The following is a 16,640-nucleotide window of genomic DNA, read 5'->3' as shown; positions in this document are numbered from 1 at the left end:
GGCTCGTCGATCGCACCTCCGGCTCGTTCAACTCGCCAACGCTCACGTCCTCTCCTCGATCGCCTCGCTCACCCGCCTCGTCGTGCCGTGCGCATCCTGCTCGCGGCCGGCGCCGTGGTCGCGACCGCGTCGACGCTGCTCGTCGCTGGCACACCGACCACGGCGTCCGCTGTCGACGTCTTCGGTGCGCTCCGCGTTCCCGGTGAGGCCGCGTTCATCGTCGGGCACCGCGGCGACCGTGCGGCGGCGCCCGAGAACACGATGGTCTCGCTCGAACTCGCGATGGACGAGCTCGACTTCGTCGAGACCGACGTGCAACTGAGCCGAGACGGAGTGCCCGTGCTGTTCCACGACACGATGCTCGAACGGGTGACGGGCATACGTGACACCGTCGGCGAACTCGATCTCGCCGAGCTCCAGCGCCTCGACGTCGGAGCCTGGTACGGCGAGGAGTACGCGGGGGAGCGGATGCCGACGCTCGACGCATTCCTCGAGTCGCTCGCCACCCGCGAGACGGCGCGCGCCCTCGTCGAGCTGAAGGCCGACTGGACGATCGCCGAGGTGCGCACGGTCATCGACCTCGTCGAGCGGCACGGGCTGCGCGGCCGCGTCGTGCTGCAGAGCTTCAGCCTCGAGACGTTGTTCGCCGTGCAGCAGGTCTCACCCACGACCCCGCGCATCATGCTGATCCGCGAGCTGCCGGCCGATCCGGTGCCGCTCGCCGAGCGACTCGGCGTGATCGGCTTCGGCACGACGGTCGCCTCCGTGACCGCCGAGCCGGCCGCCCTCGTCGCGCTGCACGAGGCCGGCGTCGCGGTGCTCTGCTACACGCTCAACAGCAACGAGCACTGGCAGGAGGTCAGCGCGCTGGGAGTCGACGGCATCATCACCGACGAACCCAGTGAGCTCGACGACTGGCTGGCGGTGACAGCGCCGGGCACCTAGGAAGCGTCGGTCGCTGCGATGCCGAGTTCGAGGGCCGCATCGGCGAACACCCGATGCATGGCCGGGGAGAAGAGCACGAACCGGATGCGTTCAGACGAGGGGGCGCCGGCTGCGGCCGCGAGGGCCGTTCGCGCGGCATCCGCCGCCGGCCAGCCGTAGACCCCGGCCGAGATCGCGGGAAGGGCGACGGATGCCGCGCCGAGCTCGGCCGCCAGGGTGAGCGAGCTGCGCACCGCTCCCGAGAGGAGGAGCCGCCGGCGATCGGCCTCCGCGCCGGGGCCAGGCCAGACGGGACCGACGGTGTGGATGACCCATCGGGCCGGCAGGCGGCCGGCACTCGTCGCCACGGCTTCGCCGACTGGCAGGCCGTCGGGCAGGGTGGTCGCCCGGAGGTGGCGGCACTCCGCGAGGATCTGCGGCCCTCCCGCGGCGTGGATCGCGCCGTCGACACCACCTCCGCCGAGGAGCGAGGAGTTCGCGGCGTTCACGATCGCATCGACGCGCTGCACGGTGATATCGCCCGAGATCAGTTCGATGCGAGGCATCCGCTCGGCTACCCCCGGTTGTTGGAGAGCTCGAAGATGCGCACGAGCTCTGCCACCGCCGCTTCGCGCTGCTCGCCACCCGCCTCGTACATCTCGGTCACGTGGGTGCGCAGGTGATTCTCGACGAGGAGCTTGTTGAGCGAGCCCAGCGACTTCTGCACCGCGAGCGAGAGGGTGATGATGTCGACGCAGTAGTCGTCGTTCTCGATCATCTTCTCGATGCCGCGCAGCTGGCCCTCGATGATCTTCGTGCGGTGCATGGCGCGCTTCTTGATGTCCTCGATCACGAGTACAGGATACCCCGTTCGCCGGTGATACCCCCAAGGGGTACCTGTGAATGTGCGAGGGAGCTAGCGTAGGGTCATGCGCCGCCACCGACTCGCCGCAACGCTCGCCGCCGCCATGGCCGCAGCAGCACTCGCCCTCGCGCCGACCGCCGTGGCGTCTGCGGCTGGTGCGCCGGGCGAGACCGCGGCATCCGTCATCGGCGACGTGTCGACGGGCGTCGACGACTTCACCTTCGACTCCTTCGATGCCGTCTACGAGCTGTCGCGCGACGAGGGCGGCCGCTCGGTGCTCGACACCACCGAGACGATCGTGGCGAGATTTCCCGAGATCGACCAGAACCGCGGCATCCGGCGGGCGATCCCGAGCTCCTACCGCGGTCACCCCACCGACATCGAGCGCATCACGGTGACCGATGAGACCGGTGCGCCCCGCTCGTTCGAGGTCGACACCGAGGACGACGACGAGGACTTCGTGTACGTCACCGTTCGCGCCGACGACTACGTGCACGGCGAGCAGACGTACGTGATCGGCTACCGCCAGCACAACGTCACGCTGCAGCCCGACGATGCCGCGATCGACGAGTTCTACTGGGACGTCAACGGCACCGGCTGGGCGCAGCCCTTCGGACGAGTGAGCGCCGAGTTGCGCCTGAGCGATGACGTTGCGGCGGCGTTCACCGGTGATGCTTCCTGTTATCAAGGCGGCAGCGGCTCGAGCGCGTCGTGCGACGCGCTCGAGATCGTCGAGTCGCAGCCGCCGGTCATCACGGCCGAGGGTCTCGACCTCGGCCCGTACGAGAACCTCACGCTCGCCGCGGCGTTCGCGCAGGGCACCTTCGTGCCGCGCGACGAGTCGTTCGGCTCCTCGCCCGCTGCGATCACGAGTGCCATCGCCGCCGCGTTCGCCGTGCTCGCGGCCGGTGCCGCGGCCGTCATCCGCGGCACCCGATGGCGCGACCACCCCGGTCGCGGCACGATCATCGCCGAATACGAACCGCCGGCGGGAACCTCGGCCATGACGGCCGCCGACCTGGTCGGCCGAGCCGACAAGGGCGTGACCGCGACGATTCTCGATCTGGCGGTCGGCGGCGAGCTGCGCATCGTCGAGTCGGGACGGCGCAAGTACGCCGTCGAACGGGTCAGCGAGACCTCGGCCCCGCTCCCGGCCGACGACGACGCGGCCGGGGTCATGCGAGCCCTGTTCGCCGACTACCGGCGTCGCCGAGAACTCACGCAGGACACCGCACTCGGCAAGCAGTTGCTCGCGCTGCGAACGTCGGTGGGCAAGCGGGTGGTGAGCGATGGGCTGCGCCGTCGTGCGCCGATCGGGCCGCGCCTGCTGCTCGCGGCTGGGGCGCTCGTCGCCGCGGTGCTCGCGCTCGTCTTCGGCATCATCGCGCTCGACGCGCAGATGGGCGGATTCTGGCCGGCCGCGTGCTTCATCGTCGCGATCATCGCGGCGGTCGCGACCTTCGGCACGGTCGCCGTCGTCCGGCCGCTCACCGCTCAGGGGCGCGTCGTCCGCGACCACCTCGAAGGGCTTCGGCTCTACATCCGCCTCGCCGAGGCCGATCGGCTGCGAGTGCTGCAGAGTCCGAGCGGTGCGCTCCGGGTGGAGCGGCCTGCCGCCGCATCCGTGCCGGGTGCTTCGCCGACGGATGCCTCGAGCGCCCAGCCGTTCGCCACGACCCTCGACCCCGTGACGGTGCTGAAGCTCAATGAGCGCTTGCTGCCGTACGCCGTGCTGTTCGGCCTCGAACGCGAGTGGAGCCGCGAACTCTCGGCGCTCTACGAGCAGACGGGCGCCGAACCCACGTGGTACGCCGGCCGCGACGGGTTCAACGCCGGACTGCTCGCTGCCGGGGTGTCGTCGTTCTCGTCGGCCGCGAGCTCGTCGTGGTCGGGCTCGAGCTCGAGCTCGTCATCGAGCGGCTCCGGCGGAGGCGGCTCGTCGGGCGGCGGCGGTGGCGGCGGGGGCGGCGGGGGCGTCTAGCCCGGTCCGACGGCTCGGCGCGGTTCGAGTCACCCGCTGCGAATCACTCCTCGCCGGCCGCCTCGCGTTCGTCGGCGAGGTCGACTCTGCGCTCCTCGTCGATGCCGGGCGTCTCGTCGGTGAGCGCGTCGTCGAGCGGTCGCTCGTCGTCGGCAGCCTCACCCGCGGCGTCGGCTTCGTCGAACTCGGTGTCTTGCGCGACGGTGAAGTCGTCATCGGGCGAGAGGGCCTCGCCCCGGCCTGCGCGAACGTTCATGAGGGCAGGGTAGGCCTGTCGCGCCGAATCCGCACGGGGTTGACGCTAGACTGGGGGTTGCGCACGGCGAATCCGTTCTTCGGCCGACCGCGTGAGCTGGGTGTGATCCCGTGAGTTGGTGTGATCACGAACCTGAGTTCACGCGATGCTCGGTTCGGGATTCGCGCACCGCGAGCCACCGATGCAACTCGGTGCGACCGAGCGGTCTCGACCATCTGACGGTGGCGAGGGGCGTGCCGGATTCGGCCCAGATACTGGAGGACCATTGGCCCAGACGAGGCAGCGACAGCGGACGCGTTCGCGCGACGATGACGCACCGATCATCCCGATCCTCGCGCGCAAGGTGCGCGAGGTGGAGCAGAAGGCGCAGAAGGGCAAGCTCGGCCCGACGAACCGCACCAAGTTCCAGGTGATCGCGCTCCTCATGCGCGAGGAGCGCGCCCGGGTCAAGGCCGACACCGAGGTGACCGACGCCGCGCGTTCAGAGCTGCTCAAGCGGCTCGACGGCATTGCACAGATCCTCGCGAAGACCGCGGCTCGCGACACGAGCCTCATCGCCCTGCTCGAGCCCGACGCCTCGATCTCGACGGTCGCGCAGCGATTCCGCCGCGACTGGCTGCTCGAATCCGGTGCCGAGCTCTCAGCCGATGAGCTCATCATCACCCGCGAGGCCGAGGTCACGCCGCAGCTCAGCGAGAACCAGGTCATCCCGGCATCCGTTCGCTCGCGCCAGCTCGCGAACCCGTTCCTCCCGCCCGACTTCTCGAAGCCGACGGCCTCGAACGTGCCCGTGCGACGGCTCGCCAACTGGGAGCTGCTCGGCCCCCTGTTCAAGTCGTTCGAGGTGGGTTCGGGCGGCCAGGCGGCCACCATGGAGCTGCCGGAGGCGCCGAAGGTCGACCGGCTCTCGCCGCGCGGTCTCGAGCTCATGGCACACCAGGTGCGCTTCATCGAGAGCGCGCGCGAAGGGCACCGCACCTTCCTGCTCGCTGACGAACCGGGCCTCGGCAAGACGGCGCAGTCGGTGCTCGCGGCATCCGTCGCCGGTGCCTATCCGCTGCTCGCCGTCGTGCCGAACGTCGTGAAGATGAACTGGGCACGCGAGGTCGAGCGGTGGACTCCGCACCGCCGCGCCACCGTCATCCACGGCGACGGCGACACGCTCGACGCGTTCGCCGACGTCGTCATCGTCAACTACGACGTGCTCGACCGGCACATGGCGTGGCTGTCGACCCTCGGCTTCAAGGGCATGGTCGTCGACGAGGCGCACTTCATCAAGAACCTGCAGTCGCAGCGCTCGAAGAACGTGCTCGCCCTCGCCGAACGCATCCGTCGTGCCGCGCCGGGCGGCGACCCCCTGCTGCTCGCCCTCACCGGCACCCCGCTCATCAACGATGTCGACGACTTCCGCGCGATCTGGAAGTTCCTCGGCTGGATCGAGGGTGACAAGCCCTCGCCCGAGCTGCTCGGCCGACTCGAAGAGACGGGGCTGACTCCCGCCGACCCCGGCTTCTACAGCGCCGCCCGCCGATCGGTGATCGATCTCGGCATCGTGCGCCGTCGCAAGGTGGATGTCGCGGCCGACCTGCCCGCCAAGCGCATCGCCGACCTTCCCGTCGAACTCGACGACGAGCTCGGGCGTTCGGTGCGCGCCGCCGAGCGCGAGCTCGGCAATCGTCTCGCCGGGCGCTTCCGTGCGCTCGTCGAGGCGCGCAAACTGCGCGTCGGCGACCTCGACGACGATCAGCGCGACCAGTTCATCCGCGCCGTCGCGAGCGCCGAACTCGAGGAGTCGAAGTCGACGAAATCGGGCGAGAACGTCTTCACGATGGTGCGGCGCATCGGCCAGGCCAAGGCCGGGCTCGCCGCCGACTACGCGGCCCAGCTCGCACGCTCGGTCGGCAAGGTCGTCTTCTTCGCCAAGCACATCGACGTCATGGACCAGGCCGAGGCGGCCTTCGCGGCGCGAGAACTGCGCACCGTGTCGCTTCGCGGCGACCAGACCGCCCTGCAGCGGCAGGCTGCGATCGACGCGTTCAACAAAGACCCCGAGGTCGCCATCGCGGTCTGCTCGCTCACCGCGGCGGGCGTCGGCGTCAACCTGCAGGCCGCGTCGAACGTCGTGCTCGCCGAGCTCAGCTGGACCGCAGCCGAGCAGACGCAGGCGATCGACCGCGTGCACCGCATCGGCCAAGACGAGCCCGTCACCGCGTGGCGCATCATCGCCGCGCACACGATCGACGCCCGCATCGCCGAGCTCATCGACTCCAAGCAGGGCCTCGCGGCTCGCGCGCTCGACGGCAGCGATGTCGAGCCGGGCTCGGCCGACTCGGTGCAACTCGACGCCCTGCAGCACCTGCTGCGGCAGGCGCTCGACGGCGCGCTGTAGGCGATCGCGAGCCGCGTCGGAACACGAAGTCGAGGTTCGCTAGACTTCCCGGAGTCGTGCCCCGATGAAGCGGCTCCCGCGACGCAATTCCCCCACAGCGAAGGAGTCTCACGCGCCATGAAGATCGGCATCCTCACCTCGGGCGGCGACTGCCCCGGCCTCAACTCGGTCATCCGCGGCGCGGTGCTGAAGGGCGTCATCTCGCACGAGACCGAGTTCGTCGGGTTCCGCTGGGGTTGGAAGGGCGTCGTCGAGGCCGACATCATGCCGATCACGCGTCATGACGTGCGCGGACTCGCCAAGCAGGGCGGCACGATCCTCGGCTCGAGCCGCACCAACCCCTACGAGGGCGAGGGCGGCGGCCCCGAGAACATCCAGCGCATGCTCGACGAGCAGGGCATCGACGCGATCATCGCGATCGGCGGCGAAGGCACCCTCACTGCGGCGCGCCGCCTGCACGACGAGGGCGGCATCAACGTGGTCGGCGTGCCCAAGACGATCGACAACGACCTCGCCGCCACCGACTACTCCTTCGGCTTCGACACGGCCGTCGAGATCGCGACCGAGGCCATCGACCGCCTGCGCACGACCGCCGACTCGCACGGCCGCTGCATGGTGCTCGAGGTCATGGGCCGCCACGTCGGCTGGATCGCCCTGCACTCCGGCATGGCCGGGGGAGCGCACGCGATCCTGATTCCCGAGCAGCCGCAGTCGATCGAGCAGATCTGCGAGTGGGTCGAGTCGGTGCGCGACCGCGGCCGCGCGCCGCTCGTCGTCGTCGCCGAGGGATTCACGCTGCCCGGCATGAACGAGGCGCACTCGCACAAGGGACTCGACGCGTTCAACCGGCCTCGCCTCGGCGGCATCTCGGAGCAGCTCGCACCGATGATCGAGGAGCGCACCGGCATCGAGTCGCGCGCGACCGTGCTGGGCCACATCCAGCGCGGCGGCGCCCCATCGGCCTACGACCGGGTGCTGGCGACGCGCCTCGGCATGGCCGCCGTCGACGCCGTCTACGACCGCGCGTGGGGCTCGATGGTGACGCTTCGCGGCACCGACATCCGCACCGTGTCGATCGCCGACGCCGTGGGCAGCCTCAACCGCGTGCCGCAGTCGCGGTACGACGAGGCGAAGATCCTGTTCGGCTGAGATGCCGCTGCCCCAGGTGTGCGTCTGCTACCTCCTTCGCGAGCGCGACGGGCGCGTCGAGGTGCTCCTGGGGCGCAAGAAGCACGGGCTCGGCATGGGGTACTTCGTCGCGCCGGGCGGCAAGCTCGAGCCCGGTGAGTCGCCGGCGGATGCCGCGGTGCGAGAGATCTTCGAGGAATCCGGTCTCGTCGTGGCCGCCGCCGACCTGGAGTCTCGCGGCGTGCTGAGCTACCTCTTCCCGCATCGAGAGGCGTGGAGCCAGGAGTCGAACGTGTTCGTCTGCCGTCGATGGCAGGGCGAACCGACGCCATCCGATGAGATCGACCCCGAGTGGTTCGACGTGCTCGCGATCCCGCTCGACGAGATGTGGGACGATGCGCGCCGCTGGCTCCCCGTCGTGCTGGCCGGGGGCGATGTGCGGCGCACCTTCGTCTTCGGCGCCGACCTCGCGACCGTGGTGGAGGAGCGCAGTCCGGTCGCGTAGTATCGACGGGTGCACGGCGAACGCCGACTCTGCAAGGCACGTCCCCTGAACATCTGGTGAAGTCCTCTCTGAAGGCGTGGGCTGCACCGATCCCAGAGAAAGACGCCGGTGGATCTCACCCTCATCGTCGTGCTGGTCATCGCACTGGCGCTCTTCTTCGATTTCACCAACGGCTTCCACGACACGGCCAACGCCATGGCGACCCCCATCGCAACGGGGGCGCTGAAGCCGAAGGTCGCCGTGGGCCTCGCCGCGATCCTGAACCTCGTCGGCGCCTTCCTCTCGACCGAGGTGGCCAAGACCATCTCGGGCGGCATCATCAAAGAGGGCGACGGCGGCGTGCTCATCACGCCCGAGCTCATCTTCGCCGGGCTCATCGGCGCGATCGTGTGGAACATGATCACGTGGCTGCTCGGCCTGCCGTCGTCGTCGAGTCACGCGCTCTTCGGCGGCCTCATCGGCGCCGCCCTCGTCGGCTTCGGCGTCGGCGCGATCGACTTCGCCGTCGTCATGTCGAAGGTGATCCTGCCGGCACTGCTCGCGCCGCTGACCGCCGGCCTCATCGCCTACGCGGCGACGAAGCTCGCCTACGCGATCACGCGTCGCTACGACGGCAAGCCCGACGGCCGCGACGGATTCCGTCACGCTCAGGTCTTCTCCTCGTCGCTCGTCGCCCTCGCGCACGGCACGAACGACGCGCAGAAGACCATGGGCGTCATCACGCTGACCCTGGTCGCCGCGGGCCTCCAGCCGGCCGGTGCCGACGTGCAGCTCTGGGTCATCGTCACGTGCGCCGTCGCCATCGCGCTCGGCACGTACATGGGCGGATGGCGCATCATCAAGACACTCGGCACCGGACTCACCGACGTCAAGCCCGCACAGGGCTTCGCCGCAGAGACCGCCACCGCGGCGACGATCCTCGCCTCGAGCCATGTGGGCTTCGCACTCTCGACCACGCAGGTCGCTTCGGGTTCCGTCATCGGCTCCGGGCTCGGCCGCCGCGGCTCCAAGGTGCGCTGGCGCACCGCCGGCCGCATCGGCATCGGCTGGCTGCTGACCCTCCCGGCCGCCGGTGGTGTCGGCGCGCTCGCGGCCGTCGTCGCGCACCTGGGCGTCATCGGTATCATCATCGACACGATCGTCGGCGTGGGCGTCATCGCCGGCATCTTCCTCTGGTCGCGACGCAACGAGGTCTCGCACCACAACGTCGTGAGCGAGGTGGCCCACTCCGGGCGGGCCGTCAAGATCAAGCGCAACCCGAAGCCGAAGAAGAAGGTGACCTCGTGATCGACTGGCTCGCGTTCCTGCTCGTCTTCGTCTCGGCGATGGTCGGCACGGGCGTGGTCGTCGCGTCGTACTCGCTCGGCATCCGACTGCTCACCACCTCGGGCCGCACGCCTATCGTGACGCCCGCCGAGTTCACCGATGCGATCACCGTGGTGACACCCGCCGAGATCCGTCAGGCCGAGAAGCGGGCGGCCAAGGCCGCGCGAAAGAGCCCGTTGAGCGACGGGCAGAAGCGCGCCGCACTCATCGCGGCATGGGTGTGCTTCGCGGTCAGCGGCATCTCGGTGCTGGTCGGCATCTACCTGATCGTCGGCGAGCACCTGATGAAGCTGTTCGGCTGACCTCGCTCAGCGCACCGGTTCTTCGCTGAGCGCACCGAGCACGAACAACGGATGCCCCGTCGCCGATCATCGGCAACGGGGCATCCGTCGTTCACGCGCGCGTCAGTTCGTGCCGCGGGCCTTCGCGATGCCGTTCATGAGGTGGTAGATCGCGATCGCGGCGATCGTGCCGAGGGCGATGCCGTTGAACGCCACCGTGCCGATCTGGAAGGTGAAGTTCGCGATGCCGATGATGAGCGCCGTCGCGGCGGTGAACTGGTTGACCGGCTTCGTGAAGTCGACCCGGTTGTCGAGCCAGATCTTCACGCCGATGATGCCGATGAGGCCGTACAGCGCCGTGGTGACGCCGCCCAGCACGCCCGCCGGAATCGTGTTGATGACCTCGCCGAACTTGGGCGAGAGGCCGAGCAGCACGGCGATGAGGCCGGCGACCCAGTACGCGGCCGTTGAGTAGATGCGGGTCGCGGCCATCACGCCGATGTTCTCGCCGTACGTCGTGGTCGCCGATCCGCCGAAGAATCCGGCGATCGTCGTCGCGAGGCCGTCGGCGAAGAGTGCGCGACCGGTGTGTGCGTTGATCGACTGGTCGGTCATCTGGGCGATGCCCTTGATGTGACCGACGTTCTCGGCGACGAGCACGAGCACGACCGGGAGGAACGCCGGCAGCAGCCCCCAGACCGCGGCATCGGCGAGCGGGTTGGCCGGCAGGTGGAACGACGGCAGGCCGACCCACGCGGCGCTCTCGATGCGGCTGAAGTCGATCTCGCCCTGCACTGCGGCCGCCGCGTAGCCGACGAGCACGCCGATCAGGATCGACACCCGGCCGAGGATGCCGCGGAACGCGACGCTCGCGATGACGACGACGGTCAGCGTGATGAACGCGGTGAGCGGTGCGGCCTTGAAGTTGTCGAATGCGGCGGGCGCGAGGTTGAACCCGATGAGAGCGACGATCGCGCCAGACACCACCGGTGGCATGAGCACGTCGATCCACTTGGTGCCGACCCAGAGCACCAGCAGGCCGACGAGCGCCAGCAGCACGCCCACGACGACGATGCCGAAGAGCGCGGCGCCCATGGGGTCGGACACGCCCTTCGCCGCCGTGGCCGCGGTGATCGGGGCGATGAACGCGAACGAGGAGCCGAGGTAGCTCGGCACCCGGTTCCTCGTGATCAGGAGGAACAGGATGGTGCCGATGCCCGAGAAGAGCAGGGTCGTGGCGGGCGGGAAGCCGGTGAGGATCGGCACGAGGAAGGTCGCGCCGAACATCGCGACCACGTGCTGGGCACCGAGGCCGATCGTGCGCGGCCAGCTGAGGCGCTCGCCGGGGGCGACGACCTCGCCCGGGGCGACGTTCTTGCCATCGCCGTGAATGGTCCAGGGCAGGGTCATGCTGCTCCGTTCAGGAGGAGGGGAGGGGGATCCATCAGATCGTATCGGGGGGATACCCCGATACCCGGCGCCCCCCGGCGTGCGTAGCGTGGAAGCACACCCACGAACAGGAGAAACACACCATGACCACCGTCACCGACACCGCAACCCAGGCGCCGTTCGCGGAGCCGAACCCCTACGCCACCCCGGCTGCGGAGACGCGCGGGTTCAGCATCTCGAGCCTCGTGCTCGGCCTCGTCTCGATCATCGCGAGCTACACGTTCATCGTGCCGGCGATCGGTCTGGTGCTCGGCGTCATGGCGCTCAAGCGCGAGCCCGCGGCCCGCACCATGGCCATCTGGGGCATCGTGCTCAACTCGGTCATGCTCGCCGGCGCCGTGCTGGCGACACTCGGCTTCCTCGTCTTCGGCCTCGCGATGCTGCCCTTCGCGTTCATCTGAGTCCGCTGGCACGCGTGACGGGTCGTCTCTCTCGGGAGGCGGCCCGTTCTCGCGTTCGGCGCCGCCACGCGGCATCCGCTCAGGCGTAGAACCCGCGGAGCAGGGCCTCGGTGCCCTCGAGGTGCTCGGCCATGGCGCTCGCCGCGTCGTCGGCGTTGCCACGCAGAATCGCGTGCACGATCGCTCGGTGCTGCTCGTTGGAGTGGGCGATGTTCGGTGCGAGCAGGGGAATGCCGTCGAGCAGTTCGTTGACCCGCATGCGCACGTCGGCAACGAGGGGAATGACGCTCGGCGCTCCGAGCACCTCGGCGATCAGCAGGTGCAGCCGGGAGTCCGCCATGCGGTACTGCTCGCCCGTGGCTGTGCGGCACTCCTCATCGGCCTGCCACAGTCTTTCGCGATCGTTGCTGCTGAGCTCGCTCTCGGCGGCGCGGCGCGCGGCGCCCACTTCGATCACCGAGCGCAGGGCGAGCGTGTCTTCGAGACGCCCCGAGGCGACGAGCGGATCGGCCGATGACCCCGAGGTCGCCGGAATCGCGGCCGGCAGCTCATCGGAAACGAAGGTGCCGCCGTAGCGTCCCCTTCGCGCGACGATCCATCCGGCTTCGGCCAGCGAGGCGATCGCCTCGCGCAGGGTGTCGCGGCTGACCTCGAGCATGCTCGCGAGCTCGCGCTCGGCGGGCAGGCGCTCGCCCGGACCGATGAGGCCGAGGCGGATCGACTGCAGCAGCCGCTGCACCGTCTCTTCGAACGCGTTCGCCGGGCGGGCCGGCGTCAGCAGCAGGCCGGCGCTCAGCACCTCGGCGGGTTCCGCCGGTTCGTCGTGCGTGGCGTCGGTCATGGTTCGAGCCTAGAGCGGTGTGACGTACGCCGAGCTGATGCCACCGTCGACGAGGAACGTCGAGCCGGTGATGAACGAGGAGTCGTCGCTCGCGAGGAACGCCACAGCCGCTGCGAGCTCGTCGGGCTCGGCGAACCGGCCGACGGGGATGTGCACGAGCCGGCGCTGCGCGCGCTCGGGGTCTTTCGCGAAGAGCTCCTGCAGGAGCGGCGTGTTCACCGGCCCAGGGCACAGCGCGTTCACGCGGATGCCCTGACGGGCGAACTGCACGCCGAGCTCGCGGCTCATCGCGAGGACGCCGCCTTTCGAGGCGGTGTACGAGATCTGCGAGGTCGCCGAGCCGAGCACGGCGACGAACGACGCCGTGTTGATGATCGAGCCCCGGCCCTGGGCCGTCATGTGCCGCAGCGCGGCCCGGGAGCAGAGGTAGACCGACTTCAGGTTGACGTCTTGCACCTTCTGCCATGCCGGGAGTTCGGTGGTCTCGATGGAGTCGTCGTCGGGCGGCGAGATGCCCGCGTTGTTGAACGCGATGTCGACCGAGCCGTAGACCCTGGCCGCCTCGTCGAACAGGTGGTCGACCTGGGCCTCGTCGGTGACGTTCACCTGCACGAAGAGACCGCCGACGAGCTCGGCGGCGGCCGGGCCGGCCGTGGCATCCATATCGCCGATGACGACCTTCGCGCCTTCAGCGGCGAGACGCTTCGCGGTGGCGAGGCCGATGCCCGATGCCCCGCCCGTGATGACGGCGACGCGGCCGGCGAGGCGCTGGGTGAGATCGATGCGGGGGAGGTCGGTCATGGTGCTCCTGTCGTGGATCGTGCCGTCAGTCGACGGCGAGGAAGACGTTCTTGGTCTCGGTGAAGGCGAGCGGTGCGTCGGGCCCGAGCTCACGACCGAGTCCCGATTGCTTGAACCCGCCGAAGGGCGTCGAGTACCGCACCGACGAGTGCGAGTTCACTGAGAGGTTGCCCGCCTCGACGGCGCGGGCGACACGGATGCCGCGGCTGAGGTCGCGCGTCCAGATCGAGCCGGAGAGGCCGTAGCGGCCGGCGTTCGCGAAGCCCACCGCGTCGGCCTCGTCGTCGAACGGGAAGACCGAGACCACCGGCCCGAAGATCTCCTCGCGGGCGGTGCGGGCATCGCGCGACGGGGCGAGCACCGTCGGCGGGAACCAGAACCCGGGTCCGGTCGGGGCGCTCGCGCGGAACGCGAGCTCGGAGTCATCCGGAACGAAGGATCGCACCCGCTCGAGGTGGGCCGCCGCGACGAGCGGGCCCATCTCGGTCGACTCGTCGGTCGGGTCGCCGACGCGCACCCCGGCGACGGCCGGCTCGAGCAGTTCCATGAAGCGCTCGTAGACGCTGCGCTCGACGAGGATGCGGCTTCGCGCGCAGCAGTCCTGGCCGGCGTTCTCGAAGACCCCGTACGGGGCGGTGGCCGCCGCTCGCTCGAGGTCGGCGTCGGCGAACACGATGTTCGCGCTCTTGCCGCCGAGTTCGAGGGTGACCCGCTTCACCTGGTCGGCGCAGCCCGCCATGATGTGCTTTCCGGTCTCGGTCGAGCCCGTGAAGACGATCTTTCGCACGGTCTCGTTCGAGACGAACCGCTCGCCGACGACGGACCCGGCGCCGGGGATCACCTGGAAGAGCCCGTCGGGAAGGCCGGCCTCGAGTCCGAGCTCCGCCAGCCGAAGGCTCGACAGCGGCGTCCACTCCGCCGGCTTCAGCACGACGGCGTTGCCGGCCGCGAGCGCCGGCGCGAAGCCCCACGCGGCGATCGTCATCGGGAAGTTCCACGGCGTGATCACGCCCACGACGCCGAGCGGCTCCTGGAAGGTCACGTCGAGTCCGCCGGCGACGGGGATCTGGCGCCCGAAGAGCCGCTCGGGGACGGCCGAGTAGTACTCGAGCACGTCGCGCACGTGCGCGGCCTCCCACCGGGCCTGCGTGATCGGGTGCCCCGAGTTGCGCACCTCGATCGTCGCGAGTTCTTCGACGGCGCCGTCGACGGCGTCGGCGAAGCGGCGGAGCATCCTGGCCCGGTCGGCGGGAGCGACTCGCGCCCACTCGAGCTGTGCGGCGGCGGCACGGGCGATCGCCGCGTCGGTCTCGTCGATCGAGGCGGCGGTGACGGTGGTCACGACGCTCTCGTCGGCGGGGTTCACGATCGTGTGGCTCACGACTGGCTCCTCGTTCGCGCTGTGGTCTGGCGGTGGGTGCGTGCGGCGTCGACGAGTCCGGCGAAGAGCCTCCGGTCAGCGGCGTTCTCTTCGGGATGCCACTGCACGCCGAGGCCGAACGGAACCGTCGTGAGCTCGACGGCCTCGATCACGCCGTCGTCGGTGCGGGCCGTGACTCGAAGGCCTGGCGCCACCTCGTCGAGCGCCTGGTGGTGGTAGACGTGGATCGGCAGGGGATCGCCCCGATCGCCGAGCAGCGCTGCGAGGCGCGAACCGGCCACGACGGATGCCTCGGCCTCGCCGAACTTCGCGGGTGCGGGCTGGTACGCGTCGCTGCCGACGACGTCGGGCAGGTGCTGTACGAGCGTGCCGCCGAGTGCGACGTTCAGCATCTGGGCGCCGCGGCAGATGCCGAGGAAGGGCAGTTCGAGGGCGATCGCCGCCGTCAGCAGGTGGTCCTCCCAGTCGTCGCGGTCGGTGCGGGGCACCCCCGTTCGCTCGTGCGGCGACTGGCCGTAGCGCCGCGGGTCGACATCGGCGCCGCCCGAGACGATGAGCCCGTCGAGCGCAGAAAGCAAGGTGCGCGCGATGCCCTCGCTGCCCGGTTGTGGCGGCAGCAGCACGGCGATGCCGCCGGCATCGGTCACGGCGTCGATGTAGACCTTCGGCAGGAACGAGGCGGGGACGTCCCAGACGCCGGTCCGCGCCTGCTCGAGATAGGTCGTGACGCCGATCACCGGCGATTCAGAGTCGTTCGAAGCCACGCACCCGCTCCCAGTCCGTCACGGCCGCGTCGTAGGCGGCGACCTCGATGCCGGCGTTGTTCAGGTAGTGGTCGACGACCTCGTCGCCGAAGGCCTCGCGCGCGATGGCCGACTCGGCGAAGAGCGAGGCCGCCTCGCGCAGTGTCGCCGGCACACGGGCCACATCGCTCTCGTAGGCGTTGCCGGGGAACGCGTCGGGCAGTTCGAGCTCCTGGTCGATGCCGTGCAACCCCGCCGCGATGAGCGCCGCGACCGCGAGGTACTGGTTCACGTCGCCGCCGGGCACCCGATTCTCGACGCGCATGCCGAGGCCCCGGCCCACGACGCGCAGCGCGCAGGTTCGGTTGTCGAGTCCCCAGGCGATCGCGGTGGGCGCGAAGGAGCCGGCGACGTAGCGCTTGTACGAGTTGATGTTCGGCGCGGAGAAGAGCGTGAGCTCTCGCATCGCCGCGAGTTGGCCGGCGAGGAAGTGGCGGAAGAGCTTCGAAATGCCGTGCGGGGCATCCGGGTCGCTGAAGACCGCGTCGCCGTCGGCCCCCCGCAGGGAGATGTGGATGTGGCAACTGTTGCCCTCGCGCTCGTTGAACTTCGCCATGAACGTGAGCGATTTGCCGTGCCGGTCGGCGATCTCCTTCGCCCCGTTCTTGTAGATCGAGTGGTTGTCGCACGTGCCGAGTGCATCGGTGTACCGGAACGCGATCTCCTGCTGACCGAGGTTGCACTCGCCCTTGACGCCCTCGCAGTACATCCCGGCGCCGTCCATGGAATTGCGGATGTCGCGCAGCAGCGGCTCCATGCGCGTCGACGCGAGCAACGCGTAGTCGATGTTGTAGTCGCTCGCGGGCGTCAGCTCGCGGTAGCCCTTGCCCCACGCCTCGCGATAGGAGTCGTCGAAGACGATGAACTCGAGTTCGGTGCCGACGAAGGCGGTGAGGCCGCGCTCTGCGAGGCGTTCGAGCTGGCGTTGCAGGATGCGCCGTGGCGACGGTTCGACGGGGGTGCCGTCGAGCCACTGGAGGTCGGCCGTGACGAGAGCGGTCGCCTCGAGCCACGGGGCCGCGCGGAGGGTCGTGAAGTCGGGGATGAGGGCCATGTCGCCGTAACCGCGCTCCCAGCTCGAGATCGCGTAGCCGTCGACCGTGTTCATCTCGACGTCGACGGCGAGCAGGTAGTTGCAGGCCTCCACGCCGTGCGCAACGGCGTCCTCGAGGAAGAGTCGGGCCGAGACGCGCTTGCCGATGAGCCGGCCCTGCATGTCGGTGAACGCGACGATGACCGTGTCGACGTGTCCGTCGGCGACCGCGCTGCGCAGAGCGTCGAGGGTGAGATATCCGGTGGGTGCCGACAT

The 16,640-nt window shown here is 69.8% G+C and carries 17 protein-coding genes; 8 read left to right on the top strand and 9 right to left on the bottom strand.

Annotated features, from left to right (window positions below):
- Positions 1–87 precede the first annotated feature (87 nt).
- On the top strand, positions 88–945 hold the full coding sequence (locus H521_RS23320; RefSeq protein WP_051159301.1) for a glycerophosphodiester phosphodiesterase: 858 nt from the start codon (positions 88–90) through the stop codon (positions 943–945).
- On the opposite strand, the gene H521_RS0113430 is transcribed toward H521_RS23320, so the two are convergent.
- Positions 942–1,490 carry an O-acetyl-ADP-ribose deacetylase gene (locus H521_RS0113430; protein WP_022893548.1) on the bottom strand — a complete coding sequence of 183 codons (549 nt, stop codon included), beginning with the start codon at positions 1,488–1,490 and terminating at the stop codon, positions 942–944. The two genes, H521_RS23320 and H521_RS0113430, sit on opposite strands and share 4 nt — an antisense overlap.
- Positions 1,491–1,498: 8 nt before the next feature.
- On the bottom strand, positions 1,499–1,777 hold the full coding sequence (locus tag H521_RS0113425; RefSeq protein ID WP_022893547.1) for a metal-sensitive transcriptional regulator: 279 nt from the start codon (positions 1,775–1,777) through the stop codon (positions 1,499–1,501).
- 76 nt (positions 1,778–1,853) lie between these two features.
- On the opposite strand from H521_RS0113425, the gene H521_RS0113420 reads away from it, so the two are divergent.
- Positions 1,854–3,770, top strand: a complete 1,917-nt coding sequence (locus H521_RS0113420; protein ID WP_040424678.1) for a DUF2207 family protein — start codon at positions 1,854–1,856, stop codon at positions 3,768–3,770.
- A 43-nt stretch (positions 3,771–3,813) separates the two neighbouring features.
- Here the strand turns inward: H521_RS0113420 and H521_RS0113415 are convergent, their stop codons facing one another.
- Positions 3,814–4,026 (bottom strand): hypothetical protein, encoded by a 213-nt coding sequence (locus tag H521_RS0113415; RefSeq protein WP_022893546.1) that lies wholly within the window; start codon positions 4,024–4,026, stop codon positions 3,814–3,816.
- 265 nt (positions 4,027–4,291) lie between these two features.
- Here H521_RS0113415 and H521_RS0113410 point away from each other — a divergent pair, with 265 nt between their 5' ends.
- The 5 genes from H521_RS0113410 (at position 4,292) to H521_RS0113390 (ending at position 9,676) form a co-directional block, all read left to right on the top strand.
- Positions 4,292–6,415, top strand: coding sequence for a DEAD/DEAH box helicase (locus tag H521_RS0113410; protein WP_022893545.1), 2,124 nt, complete (start codon positions 4,292–4,294; stop codon positions 6,413–6,415).
- A gap of 117 nt (positions 6,416–6,532) precedes the next feature.
- Positions 6,533–7,564 (top strand): 6-phosphofructokinase, encoded by a 1,032-nt coding sequence (locus H521_RS0113405; protein WP_022893544.1) that lies wholly within the window; start codon positions 6,533–6,535, stop codon positions 7,562–7,564.
- Between the two features lies 1 nt (position 7,565).
- Positions 7,566–8,048, top strand: coding sequence for an 8-oxo-dGTP diphosphatase (locus H521_RS23315; protein ID WP_022893543.1), 483 nt, complete (start codon positions 7,566–7,568; stop codon positions 8,046–8,048).
- A gap of 108 nt (positions 8,049–8,156) precedes the next feature.
- Positions 8,157–9,335: an inorganic phosphate transporter gene (locus tag H521_RS0113395; RefSeq protein ID WP_022893542.1), complete on the top strand. Its 1,179-nt coding sequence runs from the start codon at positions 8,157–8,159 to the stop codon at positions 9,333–9,335.
- Positions 9,332–9,676 (top strand): hypothetical protein, encoded by a 345-nt coding sequence (locus H521_RS0113390; protein WP_022893541.1) that lies wholly within the window; start codon positions 9,332–9,334, stop codon positions 9,674–9,676. Before H521_RS0113395 ends, H521_RS0113390 begins: the two co-directional genes overlap by 4 nt.
- Before the next feature lie 102 nt (positions 9,677–9,778).
- On the opposite strand, the gene H521_RS0113385 is transcribed toward H521_RS0113390, so the two are convergent.
- On the bottom strand, positions 9,779–11,065 hold the full coding sequence (locus H521_RS0113385) for a uracil-xanthine permease family protein (protein WP_022893540.1): 1,287 nt from the start codon (positions 11,063–11,065) through the stop codon (positions 9,779–9,781).
- A gap of 122 nt (positions 11,066–11,187) precedes the next feature.
- Between H521_RS0113385 and H521_RS0113380 the strand changes: the two genes are divergently transcribed.
- Positions 11,188–11,505: a DUF4190 domain-containing protein gene (locus H521_RS0113380; RefSeq protein WP_022893539.1), complete on the top strand. Its 318-nt coding sequence runs from the start codon at positions 11,188–11,190 to the stop codon at positions 11,503–11,505.
- Between the two features lie 79 nt (positions 11,506–11,584).
- On the opposite strand, the gene H521_RS0113375 is transcribed toward H521_RS0113380, so the two are convergent.
- The 5 genes from H521_RS0113375 to H521_RS0113355 are packed head-to-tail and all read right to left on the bottom strand — an operon-like array spanning position 11,585 to position 16,640.
- Entirely contained in the window at positions 11,585–12,346 is a 762-nt protein-coding gene (locus tag H521_RS0113375; protein WP_022893538.1) for a FadR/GntR family transcriptional regulator, read from the bottom strand.
- A gap of 9 nt (positions 12,347–12,355) precedes the next feature.
- Positions 12,356–13,147 carry a 3-oxoacyl-ACP reductase gene (locus H521_RS0113370; RefSeq protein WP_022893537.1) on the bottom strand — a complete coding sequence of 264 codons (792 nt, stop codon included), beginning with the start codon at positions 13,145–13,147 and terminating at the stop codon, positions 12,356–12,358.
- A gap of 25 nt (positions 13,148–13,172) precedes the next feature.
- On the bottom strand, positions 13,173–14,528 hold the full coding sequence (locus tag H521_RS0113365) for an aldehyde dehydrogenase family protein (RefSeq protein WP_022893536.1): 1,356 nt from the start codon (positions 14,526–14,528) through the stop codon (positions 13,173–13,175).
- Positions 14,525–15,292, bottom strand: coding sequence for a gamma-glutamyl-gamma-aminobutyrate hydrolase family protein (locus tag H521_RS23310; protein WP_022893535.1), 768 nt, complete (start codon positions 15,290–15,292; stop codon positions 14,525–14,527). The genes H521_RS0113365 and H521_RS23310 overlap by 4 nt, the downstream gene beginning before the upstream one ends.
- Entirely contained in the window at positions 15,273–16,640 is a 1,368-nt protein-coding gene (locus H521_RS0113355) for a glutamine synthetase family protein (RefSeq protein ID WP_022893534.1), read from the bottom strand. The genes H521_RS23310 and H521_RS0113355 overlap by 20 nt, the downstream gene beginning before the upstream one ends.

Source organism: Agromyces subbeticus DSM 16689 (assembly GCF_000421565.1).
In the GTDB taxonomy this organism is placed as follows: domain Bacteria; phylum Actinomycetota; class Actinomycetes; order Actinomycetales; family Microbacteriaceae; genus Agromyces; species Agromyces subbeticus.
Note: the sequence above shows the minus strand (reverse complement) of the source record. Positions and strands in the feature narration are given on the sequence as shown.